The sequence below is a fragment of the Butyrivibrio sp. INlla18 genome (assembly GCF_900103635.1).
GTDB lineage: Bacteria > Bacillota > Clostridia > Lachnospirales > Lachnospiraceae > Butyrivibrio.
The window spans coordinates 21,462-37,597 of the sequence record NZ_FMXK01000009.1; the positions used below are offsets into that span (position 1 = coordinate 21,462).

Annotated in this window: 14 protein-coding genes; 6 read left to right on the plus strand and 8 right to left on the minus strand. The window is 42.0% G+C overall.

What is annotated here, in order from left to right; all coding sequences use genetic code 11:
• Positions 1-123: 123 nt before the first annotated feature.
• The 5 genes from trpA to trpD are packed head-to-tail and all read right to left on the minus strand — an operon-like array spanning position 124 to position 4,558.
• The gene (gene trpA / locus BLS24_RS07455; protein ID WP_091757641.1) at positions 124-891 is read right to left on the minus strand and encodes a tryptophan synthase subunit alpha; all 768 of its coding nucleotides are present in this window, start codon (positions 889-891) and stop codon (positions 124-126) included.
• Positions 884-2,074 (minus strand): tryptophan synthase subunit beta, encoded by a 1,191-nt coding sequence (trpB, locus tag BLS24_RS07460; RefSeq protein WP_091757643.1) that lies wholly within the window; start codon positions 2,072-2,074, stop codon positions 884-886. Before trpB ends, trpA begins: the two co-directional genes overlap by 8 nt.
• A gap of 25 nt (positions 2,075-2,099) precedes the next feature.
• Positions 2,100-2,732, minus strand: a complete 633-nt coding sequence (locus BLS24_RS07465; RefSeq protein WP_091757645.1) for a phosphoribosylanthranilate isomerase — start codon at positions 2,730-2,732, stop codon at positions 2,100-2,102.
• Positions 2,733-2,735: 3 nt separating this feature from the next.
• Complete coding sequence (trpC, locus tag BLS24_RS07470) at positions 2,736-3,521, minus strand: indole-3-glycerol phosphate synthase TrpC (protein WP_091757647.1); 786 nt, start codon at positions 3,519-3,521, stop codon at positions 2,736-2,738.
• Entirely contained in the window at positions 3,518-4,558 is a 1,041-nt protein-coding gene (gene trpD / locus BLS24_RS07475; RefSeq protein WP_091757649.1) for an anthranilate phosphoribosyltransferase, read from the minus strand. Before trpD ends, trpC begins: the two co-directional genes overlap by 4 nt.
• Before the next feature lie 550 nt (positions 4,559-5,108).
• Between trpD and BLS24_RS07480 the strand changes: the two genes are divergently transcribed.
• A complete protein-coding gene (locus BLS24_RS07480; RefSeq protein WP_091757867.1) occupies positions 5,109-7,886 on the plus strand; it encodes an FAD-dependent oxidoreductase in 2,778 nt (925 codons plus the stop codon).
• Positions 7,887-7,953: 67 nt separating this feature from the next.
• Here BLS24_RS07480 and BLS24_RS07485 read toward each other — a convergent pair whose 3' ends face one another.
• On the minus strand, positions 7,954-9,090 hold the full coding sequence (locus tag BLS24_RS07485; protein WP_091757651.1) for a DUF4317 domain-containing protein: 1,137 nt from the start codon (positions 9,088-9,090) through the stop codon (positions 7,954-7,956).
• Positions 9,091-9,099: 9 nt separating this feature from the next.
• The gene (gene fliY / locus BLS24_RS07490) at positions 9,100-9,705 is read right to left on the minus strand and encodes a flagellar motor switch phosphatase FliY (protein ID WP_091757653.1); all 606 of its coding nucleotides are present in this window, start codon (positions 9,703-9,705) and stop codon (positions 9,100-9,102) included.
• 295 nt (positions 9,706-10,000) lie between these two features.
• Between fliY and BLS24_RS07495 the strand changes: the two genes are divergently transcribed.
• From BLS24_RS07495 to ptsP, 5 genes are all read left to right on the plus strand, one after another.
• Positions 10,001-10,747 (plus strand): DeoR/GlpR family DNA-binding transcription regulator, encoded by a 747-nt coding sequence (locus BLS24_RS07495; protein ID WP_091757655.1) that lies wholly within the window; start codon positions 10,001-10,003, stop codon positions 10,745-10,747.
• Between the two features lie 14 nt (positions 10,748-10,761).
• A complete protein-coding gene (pfkB, locus tag BLS24_RS07500; protein WP_091757657.1) occupies positions 10,762-11,667 on the plus strand; it encodes a 1-phosphofructokinase in 906 nt (301 codons plus the stop codon).
• 15 nt (positions 11,668-11,682) lie between these two features.
• Entirely contained in the window at positions 11,683-13,773 is a 2,091-nt protein-coding gene (locus BLS24_RS07505) for a PTS fructose transporter subunit IIABC (protein WP_091757659.1), read from the plus strand.
• Positions 13,774-13,837: 64 nt separating this feature from the next.
• Complete coding sequence (locus BLS24_RS07510; protein WP_091757661.1) at positions 13,838-14,101, plus strand: HPr family phosphocarrier protein; 264 nt, start codon at positions 13,838-13,840, stop codon at positions 14,099-14,101.
• 12 nt (positions 14,102-14,113) lie between these two features.
• On the plus strand, positions 14,114-15,820 hold the full coding sequence (ptsP, locus tag BLS24_RS07515; RefSeq protein WP_091757663.1) for a phosphoenolpyruvate--protein phosphotransferase: 1,707 nt from the start codon (positions 14,114-14,116) through the stop codon (positions 15,818-15,820).
• Positions 15,821-15,884: 64 nt separating this feature from the next.
• On the opposite strand, the gene BLS24_RS15230 is transcribed toward ptsP, so the two are convergent.
• The gene (locus tag BLS24_RS15230) at positions 15,885-16,043 is read right to left on the minus strand and encodes a hypothetical protein (RefSeq protein ID WP_176764367.1); all 159 of its coding nucleotides are present in this window, start codon (positions 16,041-16,043) and stop codon (positions 15,885-15,887) included.
• Positions 16,044-16,136: the final 93 nt, after the last annotated feature.

The following is a 16,136-nucleotide window of genomic DNA, read 5'->3' on the forward strand; positions in this document are numbered from 1 at the left end:
CAAGCTATCAAAAGATAAAATCGCCATAAACATGTAGCAAGCTACGTATAATATCATACGTAGCTTGCTACATGTTGTCAATATGAAGAAAAAATTATTTACAATCTTTTTATAAAAGCGGTTTTACATGGCTTTTTTCATGGAATTTACGTATTCTCCAATATATTTTGGAGCGTCTTTTCCATGCTTTTCAAGTATCTTGATGATGGCTGAACCAACGATAGCGCCATCTGAAATTGAAGACATCTTGGCAGCCTGCTCAGGAGTTGAGATACCAAATCCAATAGCACATGGAACGTCGGTATTCTCTCGGATCACCTTTACGATACTAGAAAGGTCTGTTGTGATCTCTGATCTTGTTCCTGTTACCCCAAGGCTTGATACAAGGTAGATAAAGCCCTTTGCCTCTTTTGCTATCATTGCTATTCTACCTGCTGATGTAGGTGCAATGAGAGAAATAAGGTCTACTCCGTACTTATCACAGATTCCGTCGAATTCCTCTTTTTCCTCAAAAGGAAGGTCAGGTAAAATGATGCCGTCTATCTGTGCTTCTTTGCAGTTTGTCATGAAGCGCTCAGCACCATATGAAAATACTACGTTTGCGTAGGTCATAAATACTAATGGAATAGTAACTTCTTTTCTCAGCTCTTTTACCATGTCAAAGATCTTGTCTGTGGTAACGCCGCCCTTAAGGGCACGTAGATTTGCTCCCTGAATAACTGGGCCCTCTGCTGTTGGATCAGAAAAAGGAATTCCAAGCTCCACAAGGTCTGCGCCGTTATCTGCTGCTGCCTTAACAGCCTTCACAGTAGTCTCAAGGTCAGGATCACCACAAGTTATAAAAGCAACAAATGCCTTACCATTTTCAAAAGCCTTAGAAATATTACTCATTGATATCCTCCCCTCTGTAACGCGCGATCGCTGCGCAGTCCTTGTCTCCTCTTCCGGAAACAGTCACAACTATTATCTTGTCCTTGTCCATGGTCTTTGCAAGCTTCATAGCATAAGCAATTGCATGGGATGACTCGATCGCAGGGATGATTCCCTCTGTTCTAGACAGGTATTCAAAAGCATCTACTGCTTCATCATCAGTTACAGGCACGTACTCTGCTCTTCCAATATCATGAAGATAAGCATGCTCTGGTCCAACACCTGGATAATCAAGTCCAGCAGAAATTGAGTAAACTGGGGCAATCTGTCCGTACTCATCCTGGCAAAAATATGACTTCATTCCGTGGAAGATACCAATCTTACCAGTGTTTACTGTAGCTGCTGTCTCAAAGGTATCGATTCCTCTACCTGCTGCCTCGCAGCCAATGAGCTTAACATCTTTGTCATCAATGAAATGATAGAAGGTTCCGATTGCATTTGAGCCACCGCCAACACAGGCAAGTACAGCATCTGGAAGTCTTCCTTCTTTTTCAAGGATCTGCTCTTTGATCTCCTTAGAGATAACAGCCTGAAAATCTCTAACTATTGTAGGGAAAGGATGTGGTCCCATTACAGAGCCTAGGCAGTAGTGAGTATCGTCAATTCTTGAAGTCCACTCTCTCATTGCCTCTGATACAGCATCCTTAAGAGTTGCTGTTCCGCTTGTCACAGGAACAACCTCTGCTCCTAGAAGTCTCATCTTGTAAACGTTAAGTGCCTGTCTCTTGGTATCCTCTTCTCCCATGAAGACCACGCACTCCATACCCATAAGAGCTGCTGCCGTAGCAGTTGCTACGCCGTGCTGACCTGCGCCTGTCTCAGCAATGAGCCTTGTCTTACCCATTTTCTTGGCAAGAAGCGCCTGACCCAGCACGTTATTTATCTTGTGAGCTCCTGTGTGGTTTAAGTCTTCTCTTTTAAGATAGATCTTGGCGCCGCCAAGGTCCTTTGTCATCTTCTCTGCATAATAAAGGCGTGAAGGTCTGCCTGCATACTCATTTAGTAGATCCGCAAGTTCCATGTTGAATTCCGGATCATTCTTGTAGTGATCATAAGCTTTCTCAAGCTCAATAACAGCATTCATCAGTGTCTCTGGTATGTACTGTCCACCGTGAACACCAAATCTTCCCTTAGTGTTAGTCATAATCTTCACTCCTCATACTTTTTTATCAGTACTCAGGTCCCTGACTTGCGATCTGTGCATCGATAAGTCTTACGTTTGCCACAAAACTTCCCATTTTAGAGGCATCCTTGTGACCATCTGTCTCGATTCCTGAGCTTATATCTACTGCAAATGGCTTTACTTCTGCGATTGCGTCTTTTACGTTCTCAGGTGAAAGACCTCCTGCTAAAAAGAATGGTCTTGTCATACCTTCTAAAAGTTCCCAGTTAAAGCCTTCTCCCTCCCCCATTCCTGCATCTAGTAAAATGTGATCTGCAGGACTTAGGTTTGCTTCGTCGATATCCTCCTGACCTTTCACTATAAAGGCCTTCATAATAGGCTTATCTGTCATTTCCCTAAGGTGAGAGATGTATTTATCATTTTCACTTCCGTGGAGCTGAGCCATGTCGATGATTCCTTCATTTAAAAGCTCAGCCACGAAATCAATATCTGCATCTACAAACACTCCTACTGTCTGAATATCCGTTGATAACTCTGCACGGAGCCTCATGGCAGTGTCCTTTCCTACGTAGCGGCTGCTCTTTTTCCAAAAAACAAATCCCACGTAGTCTGGCTTAAAAATGTTTGCTGCGGAAATATCTGATGATGTTGATAATCCGCAAAGTTTAATCTTTGTCATAACTTAAATCTTAATTCCTTTTAATTCCTTTAATTTTTGCTCCTTGTCCCTGGCTCTCATAAGTGTCTCTCCAACAAGCACAGCGTTTACTCCCGCTTCTCTAAGGCTCTTTACATCAGATGCCTCTTTGATCCCGCTCTCTGAAACATAGATCACATTGTCCGGGATGAGGCTTCTAAGTCTCTTGCTATTTTCTGTATCCACAGAAAAATCCTTTAAGTTTCTGTTGTTAACACCGATTATCCTTGCTCCAGCATCTAGCGCCATCTGAATCTCTTTTTCATCATGAGCTTCTACAAGAGCTGACAGGCCAAGTCCATCGCAGATACTTATATACCTTTTTATCTCTTCTTTTGTCAATATGGAGCAGATCAAAAGAACTGCGGATGCCCCGAGAATACTGGCTTCGTAGATCATGTACTCATCCACCACGAAATCTTTTCTAAGGCAGGGTATATTAACAAGAGAACTTATCTCGGAGAGGTATTCATCTTTTCCAAGAAACCACTTAGGTTCTGTAAGAACTGAGATAGCATCTGCTCCAGCCTTCTCATACTCAAGGGCTATATCAAGCCATGGGAAGTCTTCTGCAATTATGCCCTTTGAGGGAGAGGCCTTTTTGCATTCGCAGATAAAAGAGCTATCCTCTCCCTTAAGTGCTTCTTCAAAAGGAAAGCCTTCTTTTTGAAACATTGCAGCTTCAAATCTAAGGGCTTCAATGCTCTTTATCTCTTTATTCTTTTGAACTCTTATCCTAGCGTAATCTGCAATTTCATCAAGAATCGTCATACTGCCTTTTCCTCTTGCATACCTCTGTTACTAACTTCAATGACCTTATTTAATGTCTCAAGAGCTTTGCCTGAATCGATGAGCTCTGCTGCAAGCTTGACACCATCTGCAAAGGTATCAGCCTTACCGCCTATATAAAGAGATGCACCTGCATTAAGGAGAACTGCCTCTCTCTTTGGTCCTTTTTCGCCCTTAAGGATTGAAAGTGTGATCTGAGCGTTCTCTTCTGGAGTTCCACCCTTAAGCTCGTCCTTTGAGCATGTCTTAAAGCCAAAGTCCTCAGGAGTGATCTCGTAGGTCTTGTACCATCCGTCTCTGATCTCACAGATAGTAGTTGGGCAGCTCATTGAGATCTCATCAAGCTTGTCCTGACCAAATACCACCATTCCTCTCTGAACACCAAGGCTTACAAGAACCTGTGCAAGGGGCTCAACAAGATAACCATCGTATACCCCCAGAAGTTGCATCTTTGGTGAACCAGGATTTGTAAGAGGTCCTAAGATGTTGAACACTGTTCTAAAGCCAAGCTCTCTTCTGATGGCACCTACGTACTTCATTGAAGTGTGATACTTCTGAGCAAAGAAGAAGCACATTCCAGCCTCTTTTAACAGTTCAACGCACTTGTCCGGGGACTGATCAATGTTAACCCCAAGAGCTTCAAGACAATCAGCTGTTCCGCACTTGGATGAAGCTGCTCTGTTTCCGTGCTTGGCAACCTTCATGCCACCAGCTGCAGCCACAAGAGCTGATGTTGTTGAGATATTAAAGCTTCCTGCGTTATCTCCGCCTGTTCCTACGATCTCAAAGATATCCATTCCAGTGTCTACCTTAGTTGCATGATCTCTCATAGCTGCGGCGCAGCCAGCGATCTCTTCAGTAGTCTCAGCTCTTGCACTCTTAGTAGAAAGAGCTGACAAAAACGCAGCATTCTGAGTTGGAGTTGTCTCGCCGCTCATGATCTCATTCATTACTGCATAGGCCTCATCATAAGTAAGGTCTTCCTTGTTTACGATTTTTACGATTGCTTCTTTGATCATTGTTCCATTCTCCTTTTCCCAAAATTAAGTTGGTAAAAAAATAAAGCATCTCGACAATTCTCTGTCTGGATGCTTCACATAAAAAGTCCTCGACAGATATTGTCTCTGTCAAGGACGAATGAGTTTTAAACTTAATCCGCGGTGCCACCTTGAATTCACGTAGTACGTGCGCTTTACAGGATACCAACATATCCCTGACTACTAACGGGAGTCTGCCGTCATGGAATACTCACTAAATATGTTAAGATCAGCTTTGACCATGCCCTCCGCGGTCCATTTGATAGTTTGTTTCACGTCTGGTTCTCAGCATCCCAAACTCTCTGTGGTGGCATTGCTACCGTTATCTCCGCTTCATCGGTTTAAACTATTAACTTGTTAGATTGAATTCTACGCCCCCACTAAAAAATTGTCAATAAAAAATATTTTTTCACTTCTAGTTTCCATAGCCGATATGATAAAATTTAGATAGCAAAAAAACTATATCTTATATGGGAAAAAAGGGGATTTTTTTATGGCAACAAATGTCAAAGAGTGGAAACTCGGGGATCCTATGATCAACGAGAACGACTACTGGCAGGACCCTAATTATGTGGCAGAGGATCCTGAAAAAGAAAAGCTGGTCCTTAAGTTGGCAACCATGATAACGGACCGCTACGTCAAAAAACTTACTGGTAAGATCAATAACAGAGATCCAGAATATTGGATGCTTGATATGATCCTTACCAAAGAGCAGGTCAAGTTCTTGATAAATTTCAAGAAGACCCGCGTTCCTTATTCTATTCCAGAGCTTGCACAGATGAATAACATGTCCGAAGAAGAAACAACCAAGATGGTTGAGCGTCTTCGCTGGATCGGTATTATTGAGCAAAATAGGGCAAAGACTGAGGATAAGCATCTTCAGTATGAGCTTCCTATCTTCGTTCCTGGCTCAGCAGAGTTTATGATGATGCAGGAAAAGCTTACTGAGGAGTTCCCTCAGCTTGCTACATTCTTTAACCTCATGACTCAGCTCCCACTTGCAGGTATCACTCAGATGGTTCCTCCAGGAGGCGCCGGAGTCGGAATGCACGTTATTCCTGTAGAAAAAGCTATCGAACTTGAGAATCAGTCTGTTCCAGTTGAGCATCTCTCAAGATGGATCGACATGTATGATAAATTTGGAATTTCAGAATGTTCATGCCGTAAACAGCAGGCAATGCGCGGTGAAGGAAGTGGTGAGATCCGCGGCGAGTACTGTATCGGTATGGGCGATATGGCTGAATACATGGATGATCGTGGAATCGGTCATTATGTTTCCAAAGAAGAAGTATATGAAATATTAAAGAGAGCTGAGCGTCACGGCTACGTTCACCAGATCACAAACATTGACGGCGAGGGCAAGATCGTTGCTATCTGTAACTGCGCTCCTGGCGTTTGTAACGCTCTTCGTACATCACAGCTTTATAACACTCCTAACCTCTCTGCATCAGCATATCGTGCTCATGTAGAAAAAGATAAGTGTGTTGCCTGTGGTAAGTGCGTTGAGGTCTGTCCTGTTGGCGCAGCTAAACTTGGCCAAAAGCTCTGTAAAAAAGACGGAAGCGAAGTTAAATATCCAAAGACTCAGCTTCCTGACAATAAAAAGTGGGGACCAGATAAGTGGAACTACAACTACAGAGATGACGCCAAGATCAACTGTTACGAAACAGGTACTGCTCCATGTAAAACAGCCTGCCCTGTACACCTTTCAGTTCAGGGTTATATCAAGATGGCTGCAGAAGGCAGATATGAAGATGCATTAAAGCTCATTAAACAAGACAATCCATTCCCAATGATCTGCGGCGCTGTATGTAACAGACGTTGTGAGGATGCCTGTACAAGAGGAACAATCGATCAGCCTCTTGCTATCGATGAGATCAAGAAGTTCATTGCATCTTTGGACCTTAAGAAAAGCGAAAGATACATTCCTCTTTGTGAAAAGCACGACGGCGGTTTCTGGAGCGATGACTATAAAGTTGCTGTTATCGGCGGAGGTCCTGCTGGTCTTTCTGCTGCCTTTTTCCTTAGAGAGAACGGCTATCCAGTAACTGTTTTTGAAAAAGAAAAAAGACCTGGCGGAATGCTGATGAATGGTATTCCAAGCTATCGTCTTGAAAAAGATATAATCGAAGCCGAGATCGATGTCATCAAGCAGATGGGCGTTGAGATCAAGTGCGGCATAGACGTAGGAAAAGACGTTACTATTGAGCAGCTTAGAAATGAAGGTTACAAGGCATTCTTTGTTGCTATCGGAATGCAGGGCGGACGTCTTGCAGGTGTTCCTGGCGAAGATGCAGCCGGCGTTCAGACAGGTGTAGATTTCCTTCGTACTATTAACCAAGATCACTCAGTTAAGCTAAATGGCGATACTGTTGTTGTTGGCGGCGGTAACGTTGCAATCGACGTAGCAAGAACTGCTGTAAGAGCCGGTGCTTCTAAGGTCACAATGCTGTGTCTTGAAAGTGAAAAAGAAATGCCTGCTGCAAGAGATGAAGTTGAAGAAGCTTTAGAAGAAGGCATTGAAGTTAAGAATGGCTGGGGACCAAAGGAAGTCGTTACAGAAAATGGTCACGTAAAGAGCGTTATCTTCAAAAGATGCACAAGCGTATTTGACAGCGAGCACAGATTTGCTCCAGTTTATGACGAAAACGATACTATAGAGATTCCTTGTGAGAATCTCCTTCTCTCAATCGGTCAGTCAGTTCAGTGGGGAGACATTCTTAAAGGAACCAAGGTTGAGCTTAATAGAAACGGCACAGCCAAGGCTGATCCACTTACAAGACAGACTGCAGAGCCTGATATCTTTGTAGGCGGCGATGTATTTACCGGTGCAAAATTTGCAATCGATGCCATCGCTGGTGGCCGAGAAGGCTTCGTTTCTATCAACCGCTTCGTGCACAAAGGAAACAGACTAGATCTCGCCAGAGACAGACGTGAATTTATTGAGCTTGATAAGGATGACATCCAGGTTGAGAGCTTTGATAATGCCAAGAGACAGATTCCTGGCAAAAAAGCCGGTATTGCCAAAGATACCTTTGTAGACCTTAGACTTACCCTTACAGAAGAACAGGTTAAGGCAGAAGCTTCAAGATGTCTTGGCTGCGGTGCTACAACTGTTGATGAAAACAGATGTATCGGATGTGGTCTTTGCACTACCAAGTGTGAATTTGACGCTATCCACTTATCTCGTGACATTCCAGAAGCAAGCACAATGTATAGAGCTGAAGATAAGATGAAGGCCGTCGGTCCATATGCAGTTAAACGTGCTGGAAAGATACTTATCAACAAGATCACTGGCGACAAGAAATAATTCTTTTTGTGAATACTAATAAAGGCTTGATCCCTTAAAACAGGATCAAGCCTTTTTCTTTATAAGATTACTTATTCATAAATGTTCTTACATTGATTCCATTAACTTCGATGTGATCATCAACCTCGATCACAAGGCACTGTCTGCCATCAATGATCTTGGATTCTACAAGATCAGTTCTGTCTGGCTTAACCTTGATGACTACGTCAGGAGTCTCGATGTCGAACTTCTTGGTGTTTGCAATGTTGCTAGCAAGAAGTGGGAAGTCCTCATCTCCTGCGCACTTTGTATAATTCTCTTCAAAATAGCCAAGTCGTTCTTCTGAAACGCCACTATCATGAAGGAGCTGCTTAACATCATCTTTTTTAAGCTCAAGTGGCTCTGAATCTCCTTCGTGATTTTCGATCATCTCATTAAGATTATCATGGATATTTCTCATGATATCGTAGTCAGCATCCTCACCGATAGTATTCTGAACTACCGCATCAAAAAGATCTCTTTGCTCTGGAGCAGAGATAGGTGCTCTTCCGCCAAACATAGCCTCAACAAACTCAGGCTGAAGGTCATCAGGCTTCTTGGTAAAATAGAGCATGTTGTGGATGTCTGTATCTCTTTCTATAAATGCTGGGAAAAGAAATCCCTTAGTAGGTCCGTCTACTATCCAGTCACGATATCTGTCTTCAATTACATTCTTGGTCTCATTGTAACCAAGACCTGCCTTGGAGAGCTTAACAGGACAGATACTACAAAGAATATAGTCGTAGATCTTGTCTGAAGCATCTTCCATCTCGATACCATCACTTGTAACGCCAGGGATATCATAGACTGCGTGAACTAAGATAATATAGTAGTTCTCGCCATTTACATAATTGGCTATGATCTTGTCGTAGCACTCATCCACAAGCTCGTCATCCTCAAGCTTGGAATTACGCAAGGTCAAAAGAAAGTCCTGAGTCCCTCCTGGCTGTTCCTGTTCAAGAGGAAACTCAAGACTGATCAGATTCTTGCCAAATGTTCCGGCTAAAGTATGCTGAAATATATCCAGATATTTGTACATCTCCTCATCTGGGAGCTGTCCGAAAGCCTTTCTAAATGTTAGTTTCTTGTTCTTTTCATGATCCACGTAGCAACCACAGATGTGATCGATAGTGCATCTGTCTGGTGTAAACTGTTTCTTGATCTCTAATGTTTCTGCCTTATTCATAATCTAGTATTATTTTCCTTTTTCAATAAATTTTTGGCACATATCCTCAGCGAACTGCACTGGATATAGCTGTACCATTACGGAATCAATAAGATCTCCTATTGTCATCCTAAAAGCTATTTTAACAAATTTATCGTAAGTAGTATCAAACATTTTTTCAAAAACTTTAATACTTTCTACGTCGATCTGATTAACTATAGGAGTACTGATATCTGTAGCAATTCCAAGCATGGAAGAAAGAGATGTGGCACTGGTTCCCATCATCTGATTCATAGCTTCAGAAGCAGCAGAAAGATGCAGCTCAGTGATCTCTCCAGCTGTATTTGTTCCATCTCCGCCCATCATCAGATCTGTCATAACCTTCACATCATGTTCCTTGAGCACAAGTACGTTATTGCCCTCAAGTCCTTTTACATAATGTATCTGCACGAAAATACAGGTCTTTTCATAATCATCAAGAGCTTCACTTCTCTTAATGATCTTGACGTTAGGAGTTGTTATATCAACCTTACGATTAACCATCATGCTAAGTGTGGTTGCGGAATTACCCATACTGATATTAGCTATTTCACCAAGGATATCAACCTGATCATTTGTTAAGATAATCTCTTCCAAGTTACGCACCTCCACCAAATTTAGTGATAAACCATATATATATTGTAATTTATTATAGATTACATTGTAAAGATGATTTACGTTATTACCGCAAGGTTTATTCTTTTTTAAGAATATAATGATGTCATTAATCGTTAGAATTAGTATAATAAAAGAGAGCATTTTTGAACGCTTATGAATTTCTATGATTATTATTCTTTTTGCAATTTGATTATTTTTGATTTTTTGTGATTGCCTTTGATTGAGTTTGATGTTATCATCTATAAGCTAATAAAAAAATATAAAAGAGGCAAGTATGCTTACAAAAGAACGACGTGATCTGATAGTTTCATATATTAATGAAAATAATGCAGTTACTGTTGCGCAGCTTATGGAGCAATTTGATGCTTCCGCAGCCACTATACGCAGAGATCTTTCAGTCCTCCACGATGAAAAAAGAATTCTTAAGGTTTTTGGCGGCGCAACTTCTTTAAGTTCTACTGATGTCAACACTATTGAGCCCACAGTATCAGCCAAGGCTTCTCTTAATATTGAGGAAAAAGAAGCAATCAGCAGATATGCTGCTTCTCTCATAAACGATGACGACTTTGTATATATTGACTCTGGTACTACAACTTTGGAGATGATCAAATACATCGACAATGCCAAAGCCAAGTACATCACTAACGGTATCGTTCATGCCAAGAAGCTTCTTGAAAAGAACTTAAATACCATGATCATTGGTGGCAGATGCAAATTTGCTACTGAGGCTATCATTGGTCCTGACTGTATCGAGGGAATCAGTAAATATCATTTCACCAAAGCTTTTATGGGAACTAACGGCATCTCTTTAACCGCAGGCTTTACTACTCCCGATGTAGATGAAGCCCTTGTTAAAGCAGAAGCCGTCAAGCATGCTTACATCTCTTATATTCTTGCAGACCACAGCAAATTTGGACTGGTTAGTTCTGTAACTTTTGCTGATATTACTAAATGCTGCATCATAACTGACAAAGAGCCCAAGGCAAGTTATGGCAGCAAGACAATAATTAAGGTCGTATAAAAAGGAGGAAAGCAATGATTTACACCGTTACCTTTAATCCTGCAATCGATTATGTGGTACGAATGAGCGATGAGCTGCTCCCAGGAATGACCAACCGCTCCGATTCCGAAGAATGCTACTTTGGTGGCAAAGGAATAAATGTTTCTACCATCTTAAAGAACCTTGGACTTGATAATACAGCCCTTGGATTTGTTGCAGGCTTTACAGGCGATGCCATCGAGAAAAGCGTAAGTGAAAGAGGCATCAAAGCTGATTTCATCAAGTTAAAAGATGGTATTTCAAGAATCAATGTCAAGATCAAAGGTCAGGCAGAGACTGAGATAAATGCTCAGGGTCCTATGATTCCAGAAGAGGATCAAAAAAAGCTCTTTGACAAGATAAACACATTAAAAGATGGCGACATCCTTATCCTCGCAGGAAGTATTCCTAATTCTCTTCCAAGCGATGTATATGAAAAGATCATCGCCCTCGTAAATGACAGAAAGATCGAGGTTGTTGTGGATGCTACAAAGGATCTTTTGAAAAACGTCCTTAAATATCATCCATTCTTGATAAAGCCAAACAATCACGAACTTGGTGAGATGTTTGGAACCGTCTTAAAGACAGACGAAGAGATTGAGACACACGCCAAGAAGCTTCAGGAGCTTGGTGCTAGAAACGTCCTCATCTCAATGGCTGGAGACGGAGCAATGCTTATTACTGAAACAGGCGAGAAATACAGAGTAGGTGTACCAAAGGGTAAAGTTAAAAACTCAGTAGGCGCAGGCGATTCAATGGTTGCCGGATTCGTAGCTGGATACCTCCAGACAGGTAGCTATGAAGAGGCACTCAAGATGGGTACTGCCGCAGGAAGCGCAACAGCTTTCTCAGATGACCTGGCAACAGGTGAAGCAATCAACGAACTGTACAAGAACCTATAAGGTAAAGGAGGGTCTATGAAAATCACAGATTTACTAAAAAAAGAAGGCATAAGCCTTAACTGCAACGCAAATGATCAGATTTCAGCTATTGATGCTCTCGTAGAGCTTCACTCAAAGGTAGGCAATCTTTCAGACGCAGCAGAATACAAAAAAGCTATCCTTGAACGTGAAAGTAAGGGCTCAACAGCTATCGGAATGGGAATTGCAGTTCCTCATGCCAAGTCAGCATCAGTTGCTAAGGCTGGTCTTACTGCTATCACTATTCCAGGTGGTATTGATTACAAGTCACTTGATGGCAACCCAAGTAATCTTTTCTTCATGATTGCAGCTCCTGATACAGCAGCTGACACACATCTTGAAGTTTTATCCAAGCTCATGACTCTTCTTATGGATTCTACTTTTGCTAAGAAGCTTGTAGAAGCTAAGACAGCAGATGAATTCCTTAAGATCATCGATGATAAGGAAGCAGAAAAAGATAAAGAAAACGCAACAAAGAATGCTGCTTCTGCTCCAGCAAAAGCAAATACTGCTAAAAAGCTTGTTGGCGTAACAGCTTGTCCTACAGGTATCGCTCATACATTTATGGCAGCTGAAGCTCTTGAACTTAAGGCAAAAGAGCTCGGCATCGATATCAAGGTCGAAAAAGACGGATCAGGCGGAGCAAAGGATGTTCTTACAGCTTCTGAGATTGCTGATGCTGATGCTGTTATCGTAGCTTGCGACAAGAACATCGACATGAGCAGATTTGATGGTAAGCCAGTTATCATCACATCTACCAAAGAAGCTATCCACACTCCTGAAAAGCTCCTTGAGAGAGCTTCAGCAGGAAATGTTACAGTATATCATCACACAGGAACTGTTACAAAGAAATATGAATCATCAGGAAATGAGAGCCTTGGCAGAAAGTTCTACAAACACCTTATGAACGGTGTATCACATATGCTTCCATTCGTTATCGGTGGCGGTATCATGATTGCTCTTGCATTCCTTATTGATACTATCTGCGGATACGGTGCAGACGGTGGGTATGACTTTGGTAACATGCTTCCACTTTCATCCTTCTTTAAGTATGTGGGAGGACTTGCAATGGGACTTATGGTTCCAGTTCTTGCAGGATATATCGCTGAGTCAATAGCTGACAGACCTGGCCTTGCAGTAGGTTTTACAGGTGGTCTCCTTGCTTCTAGCGGTAATGCAGCCCTTTTTGTAAATGACAAGCCTGCATTCACATGGGTTCCAAGATTCTTGGGCGAAGGCGCTCCTCTTGATGGCTTTAACAATTTCATCGGAACATTTGCATTCACCAATGGTGGTGCTACTGTTTCTGGATTCCTTGGTGGTATCGCAGCTGGTTTCCTTGCAGGTGCAATTGTCCTTTTCCTCAAGAAGATCACAGCCGGTTTCCCTAAGAGCTTAGAAGGAATCAAGCCTACACTCATCTATCCATTATGTGGTGTATTTATCATGGGCGTAGCAATGTGCTTCATCCTTAACCCAGTCATCGGACTTATCAACACAGGTCTTTCGATCATGCTTACAGCACTTAGTAACGCTGGCCTTCTTGCACTCCTTGGACTTATCCTTGGTGCTATGATGGCTATCGATATGGGTGGCCCAATCAACAAGGCTGCTTACGTATTTGGTACTGGTATGCTTGATACAGCTGCTGTCCTTGTTGCTCAGGGCGCACAGATTACAGATCCAGAAGTACAGGCTTGCTACATTGCAATGGCAGCTATCATGGTAGGTGGTATGGTTCCTCCAGTAGGTATCGCTATCGCTTGTAAGGTATTCCCTAATAAGTTTACTGAGTCAGAGCGTGCTTCATGGCTTTCCAACATCGTAATGGGAAGCTCATTCATCACAGAAGGTGCTATTCCATTTGCTGCTGCAGATCCTCTCCATGTAATTCCTTGTACCCTCGTTGGTTCAGGTGTTGCTGGTCTTCTCTCAGCACTCTTTAGTTGCACACTTATGGCTCCTCACGGTGGAATCTTCGTATTCGCTACAGTAGGTCATCCACTTCTTTACATCGTGGCTTGGCTTGTTGGTTCCATCATTACAGCAGTTATGCTCGGCTTCATCAAAAAGCCTGCAAATAAATAATTAACATAATCTCCCCGAGGGACAAATATCCCTCGGGAATTCCAAAAAGAAAGAGGTATTAAAAATGGTTTCACAGGTAGTTAAAGTAACAAACGAACAGGGAATGCACATGCGCCCAGCTAGTCTTTTTTCACAGACAGTAACTCCATTCACAAGTGATGTTAAGATCGTATTCAACGGAACATCTTTTGACGCAAAGAGCGTTATGATGCTCATGAGTGCTTGCATCAAGTGTGGTGCTGAGATTGAGATCCAGTGTGATGGACCAGATGAGCAGGAAGCTCTTAAAAAGGCTGTTGAGCTTGTTGAAAGTGGACTTGGTGACTAATTGGAGGTACACATGTTTAAAGGCATTGCAGCTTCTCGCGGAATCGGTATCGGAAGTGTCTGCGTGATCAAAGAACACGATCTATCTTACGAGGCCAAAAAAATAGAAGATACCGCCGCTGAAAAAGATCGCTTTAATAATGCAATTGAAAAGTTCAAAAAAGAAACTTCAGAGATGGCTGAAGATATCAGAAAGAGAATTGGTCCCAAGGAAGCTGAAATCCTTGAGGGCCACCTTGTTATGATATCTGATCCTACAATGTCTGGTGAGATGAGCAAGATGATAGATGCTGGTCAGTGCGCAGAATCAGCTGTTGAAGCTGTATGCGACATGTTTATCGGCATGTTCTCCAAGATGGATGATGACATGATGCGCCAGAGAGCTTCAGATATCAGCGATGTCAAGGTTAGCATCTTAAAGATTCTCCTTGGAATCGAAGATGTTGATATCAGCAAGGTTGCACCTGGTACTATCCTTGTAGCTAGAGATCTCACTCCTTCTATGACATCTCAGATCAACAAAGAAAACGTAGTTGGAATTATCACAGAGGTTGGAGGCAAGACTTCACACTCTGCTATCTTGGCAAGAGCACTTGAGATTCCTGCTGTTTTATCTGTTCCAGATGCAACTGAGATCGTCAAAGATAAAGAAACAGCTATCGTTGATGGTACAGAAGGAATCGTATTTGTTAATCCAGATGGTGATGTTCTTTCTCAGTACATTAGAAAGCGCGAAGAATTTATCCGCAAACAGTCTGAGCTAAAAGGATTCTATGGTCAGGAAACAAAGACCAAGGACGGCAAGAGTCTTGAACTCTTCTGCAACATTGGTACTCCAAAGGATGCCAAGAAAGCCATTGAATGTGATGGCGAAGGTATTGGTCTTTTCCGTTCAGAATTTCTTTTCATGGATAATAATCATCTTCCTACTGAAGATGAACAGTTTGCAGCTTACAAAGAAGTAGCTGAGACAATGGGCGGTAAGGCTGTCATCATCAGAACACTCGATATCGGCGGTGACAAGGATATTCCTTATCTCAACATGAAAAAGGAAGAAAACCCATTCCTTGGATACAGAGCTGTCAGATATTGCCTTGGTAACAAGGACAGTTATATGATCCAGCTCCGTGCTATTGTTAGAGCAAGCGCTTTTGGTAAGATCAAGATCATGATTCCTCTTGTAACCTGCGTAGATGAGCTTAGAGCAGTCAAAGAGCTTGTTGAAGAGATCAAAAAAGATTTCGATGCTAATAATATCGCCTATGACAAGGACATCGAAGTTGGATGTATGATAGAGACTCCTGCAGCATCTCTTATCGCTGATATTTTGGCGAAAGAGGCTGATTTCTTCTCTATTGGTACAAATGACCTCACCCAGTATACAATGAGCGTAGATAGAGGAAATTCTGATGTTGCTTACTTATATTCTACTTTCCAGCCTTCAGTTCTTAGATCTATCAAGAATATCATTGAATGTGGTAATAAGGCAGGAATACCTGTAGGAATGTGCGGAGAGGCAGCTGCGGATCCACTTATGATCCCACTTCTCATCTCCTTTGGTCTTACAGAATTTAGCGTTAACCCAGTTCTTGTTCTTACAGCAAGATGTATCATCTCAAAGTGGAGTCAAGAAGAAGCTGATGAGCTTACAAATAAGATCATGGCTCTTGATAACGAAAAGGACATCGTAAAGGCTTTAAAAGAAGCTTCAAAGGACTGATAAATAAAGATATTAAAATACCCCGGTATGATGATCATACCGGGGTCATTTGTTGTATGTGAAATTAGTGCATATTCTGAAGTAATTCTATTGCTGTCTTGGGACGTTCCTGAGCTGTGTAGCCGTAGCTATTATATTTATCAAGAAGTCTTGCACGCATTTCTTCAGGATGATTATATAATTGATCCATTATCCTATCAAAGGCTTGTTTCCACTCGCCCATATGGCCTACCTCCATACTAACTCAACTACAGTAGCGGGATTAATCTTATCGTTTATTCCCTATTATTTCAACAACAAATTGCACAAAAAACTG

Excerpts from the sequence above, each read along its gene's own strand:
- BLS24_RS07510 (WP_091757661.1), top strand. The coding sequence starts at position 13,838 with ATGGTTTCACAGGTAGTTAAAGTAACAAACGAACAGGGAATGCACATG.
- trpC (WP_091757647.1), bottom strand. The coding sequence starts at position 3,521 with ATGACGATTCTTGATGAAATTGCAGATTACGCTAGGATAAGAGTTCAA.
- trpA (WP_091757641.1), bottom strand. The coding sequence starts at position 891 with ATGAGTAATATTTCTAAGGCTTTTGAAAATGGTAAGGCATTTGTTGCT.
- BLS24_RS07495 (WP_091757655.1), top strand. The coding sequence starts at position 10,001 with ATGCTTACAAAAGAACGACGTGATCTGATAGTTTCATATATTAATGAA.
- trpD (WP_091757649.1), bottom strand. The coding sequence starts at position 4,558 with ATGATCAAAGAAGCAATCGTAAAAATCGTAAACAAGGAAGACCTTACT.
- BLS24_RS07485 (WP_091757651.1), bottom strand. The coding sequence starts at position 9,090 with ATGAATAAGGCAGAAACATTAGAGATCAAGAAACAGTTTACACCAGAC.
- pfkB (WP_091757657.1), top strand. The coding sequence starts at position 10,762 with ATGATTTACACCGTTACCTTTAATCCTGCAATCGATTATGTGGTACGA.
- ptsP (WP_091757663.1), top strand. The coding sequence starts at position 14,114 with ATGTTTAAAGGCATTGCAGCTTCTCGCGGAATCGGTATCGGAAGTGTC.
- BLS24_RS07480 (WP_091757867.1), top strand. The coding sequence starts at position 5,109 with ATGATCAACGAGAACGACTACTGGCAGGACCCTAATTATGTGGCAGAG.
- trpB (WP_091757643.1), bottom strand. The coding sequence starts at position 2,074 with ATGACTAACACTAAGGGAAGATTTGGTGTTCACGGTGGACAGTACATA.
- BLS24_RS07465 (WP_091757645.1), bottom strand. The coding sequence starts at position 2,732 with ATGACAAAGATTAAACTTTGCGGATTATCAACATCATCAGATATTTCC.
- BLS24_RS15230 (WP_176764367.1), bottom strand. The coding sequence starts at position 16,043 with ATGGGCGAGTGGAAACAAGCCTTTGATAGGATAATGGATCAATTATAT.
- BLS24_RS07505 (WP_091757659.1), top strand. The coding sequence starts at position 11,683 with ATGAAAATCACAGATTTACTAAAAAAAGAAGGCATAAGCCTTAACTGC.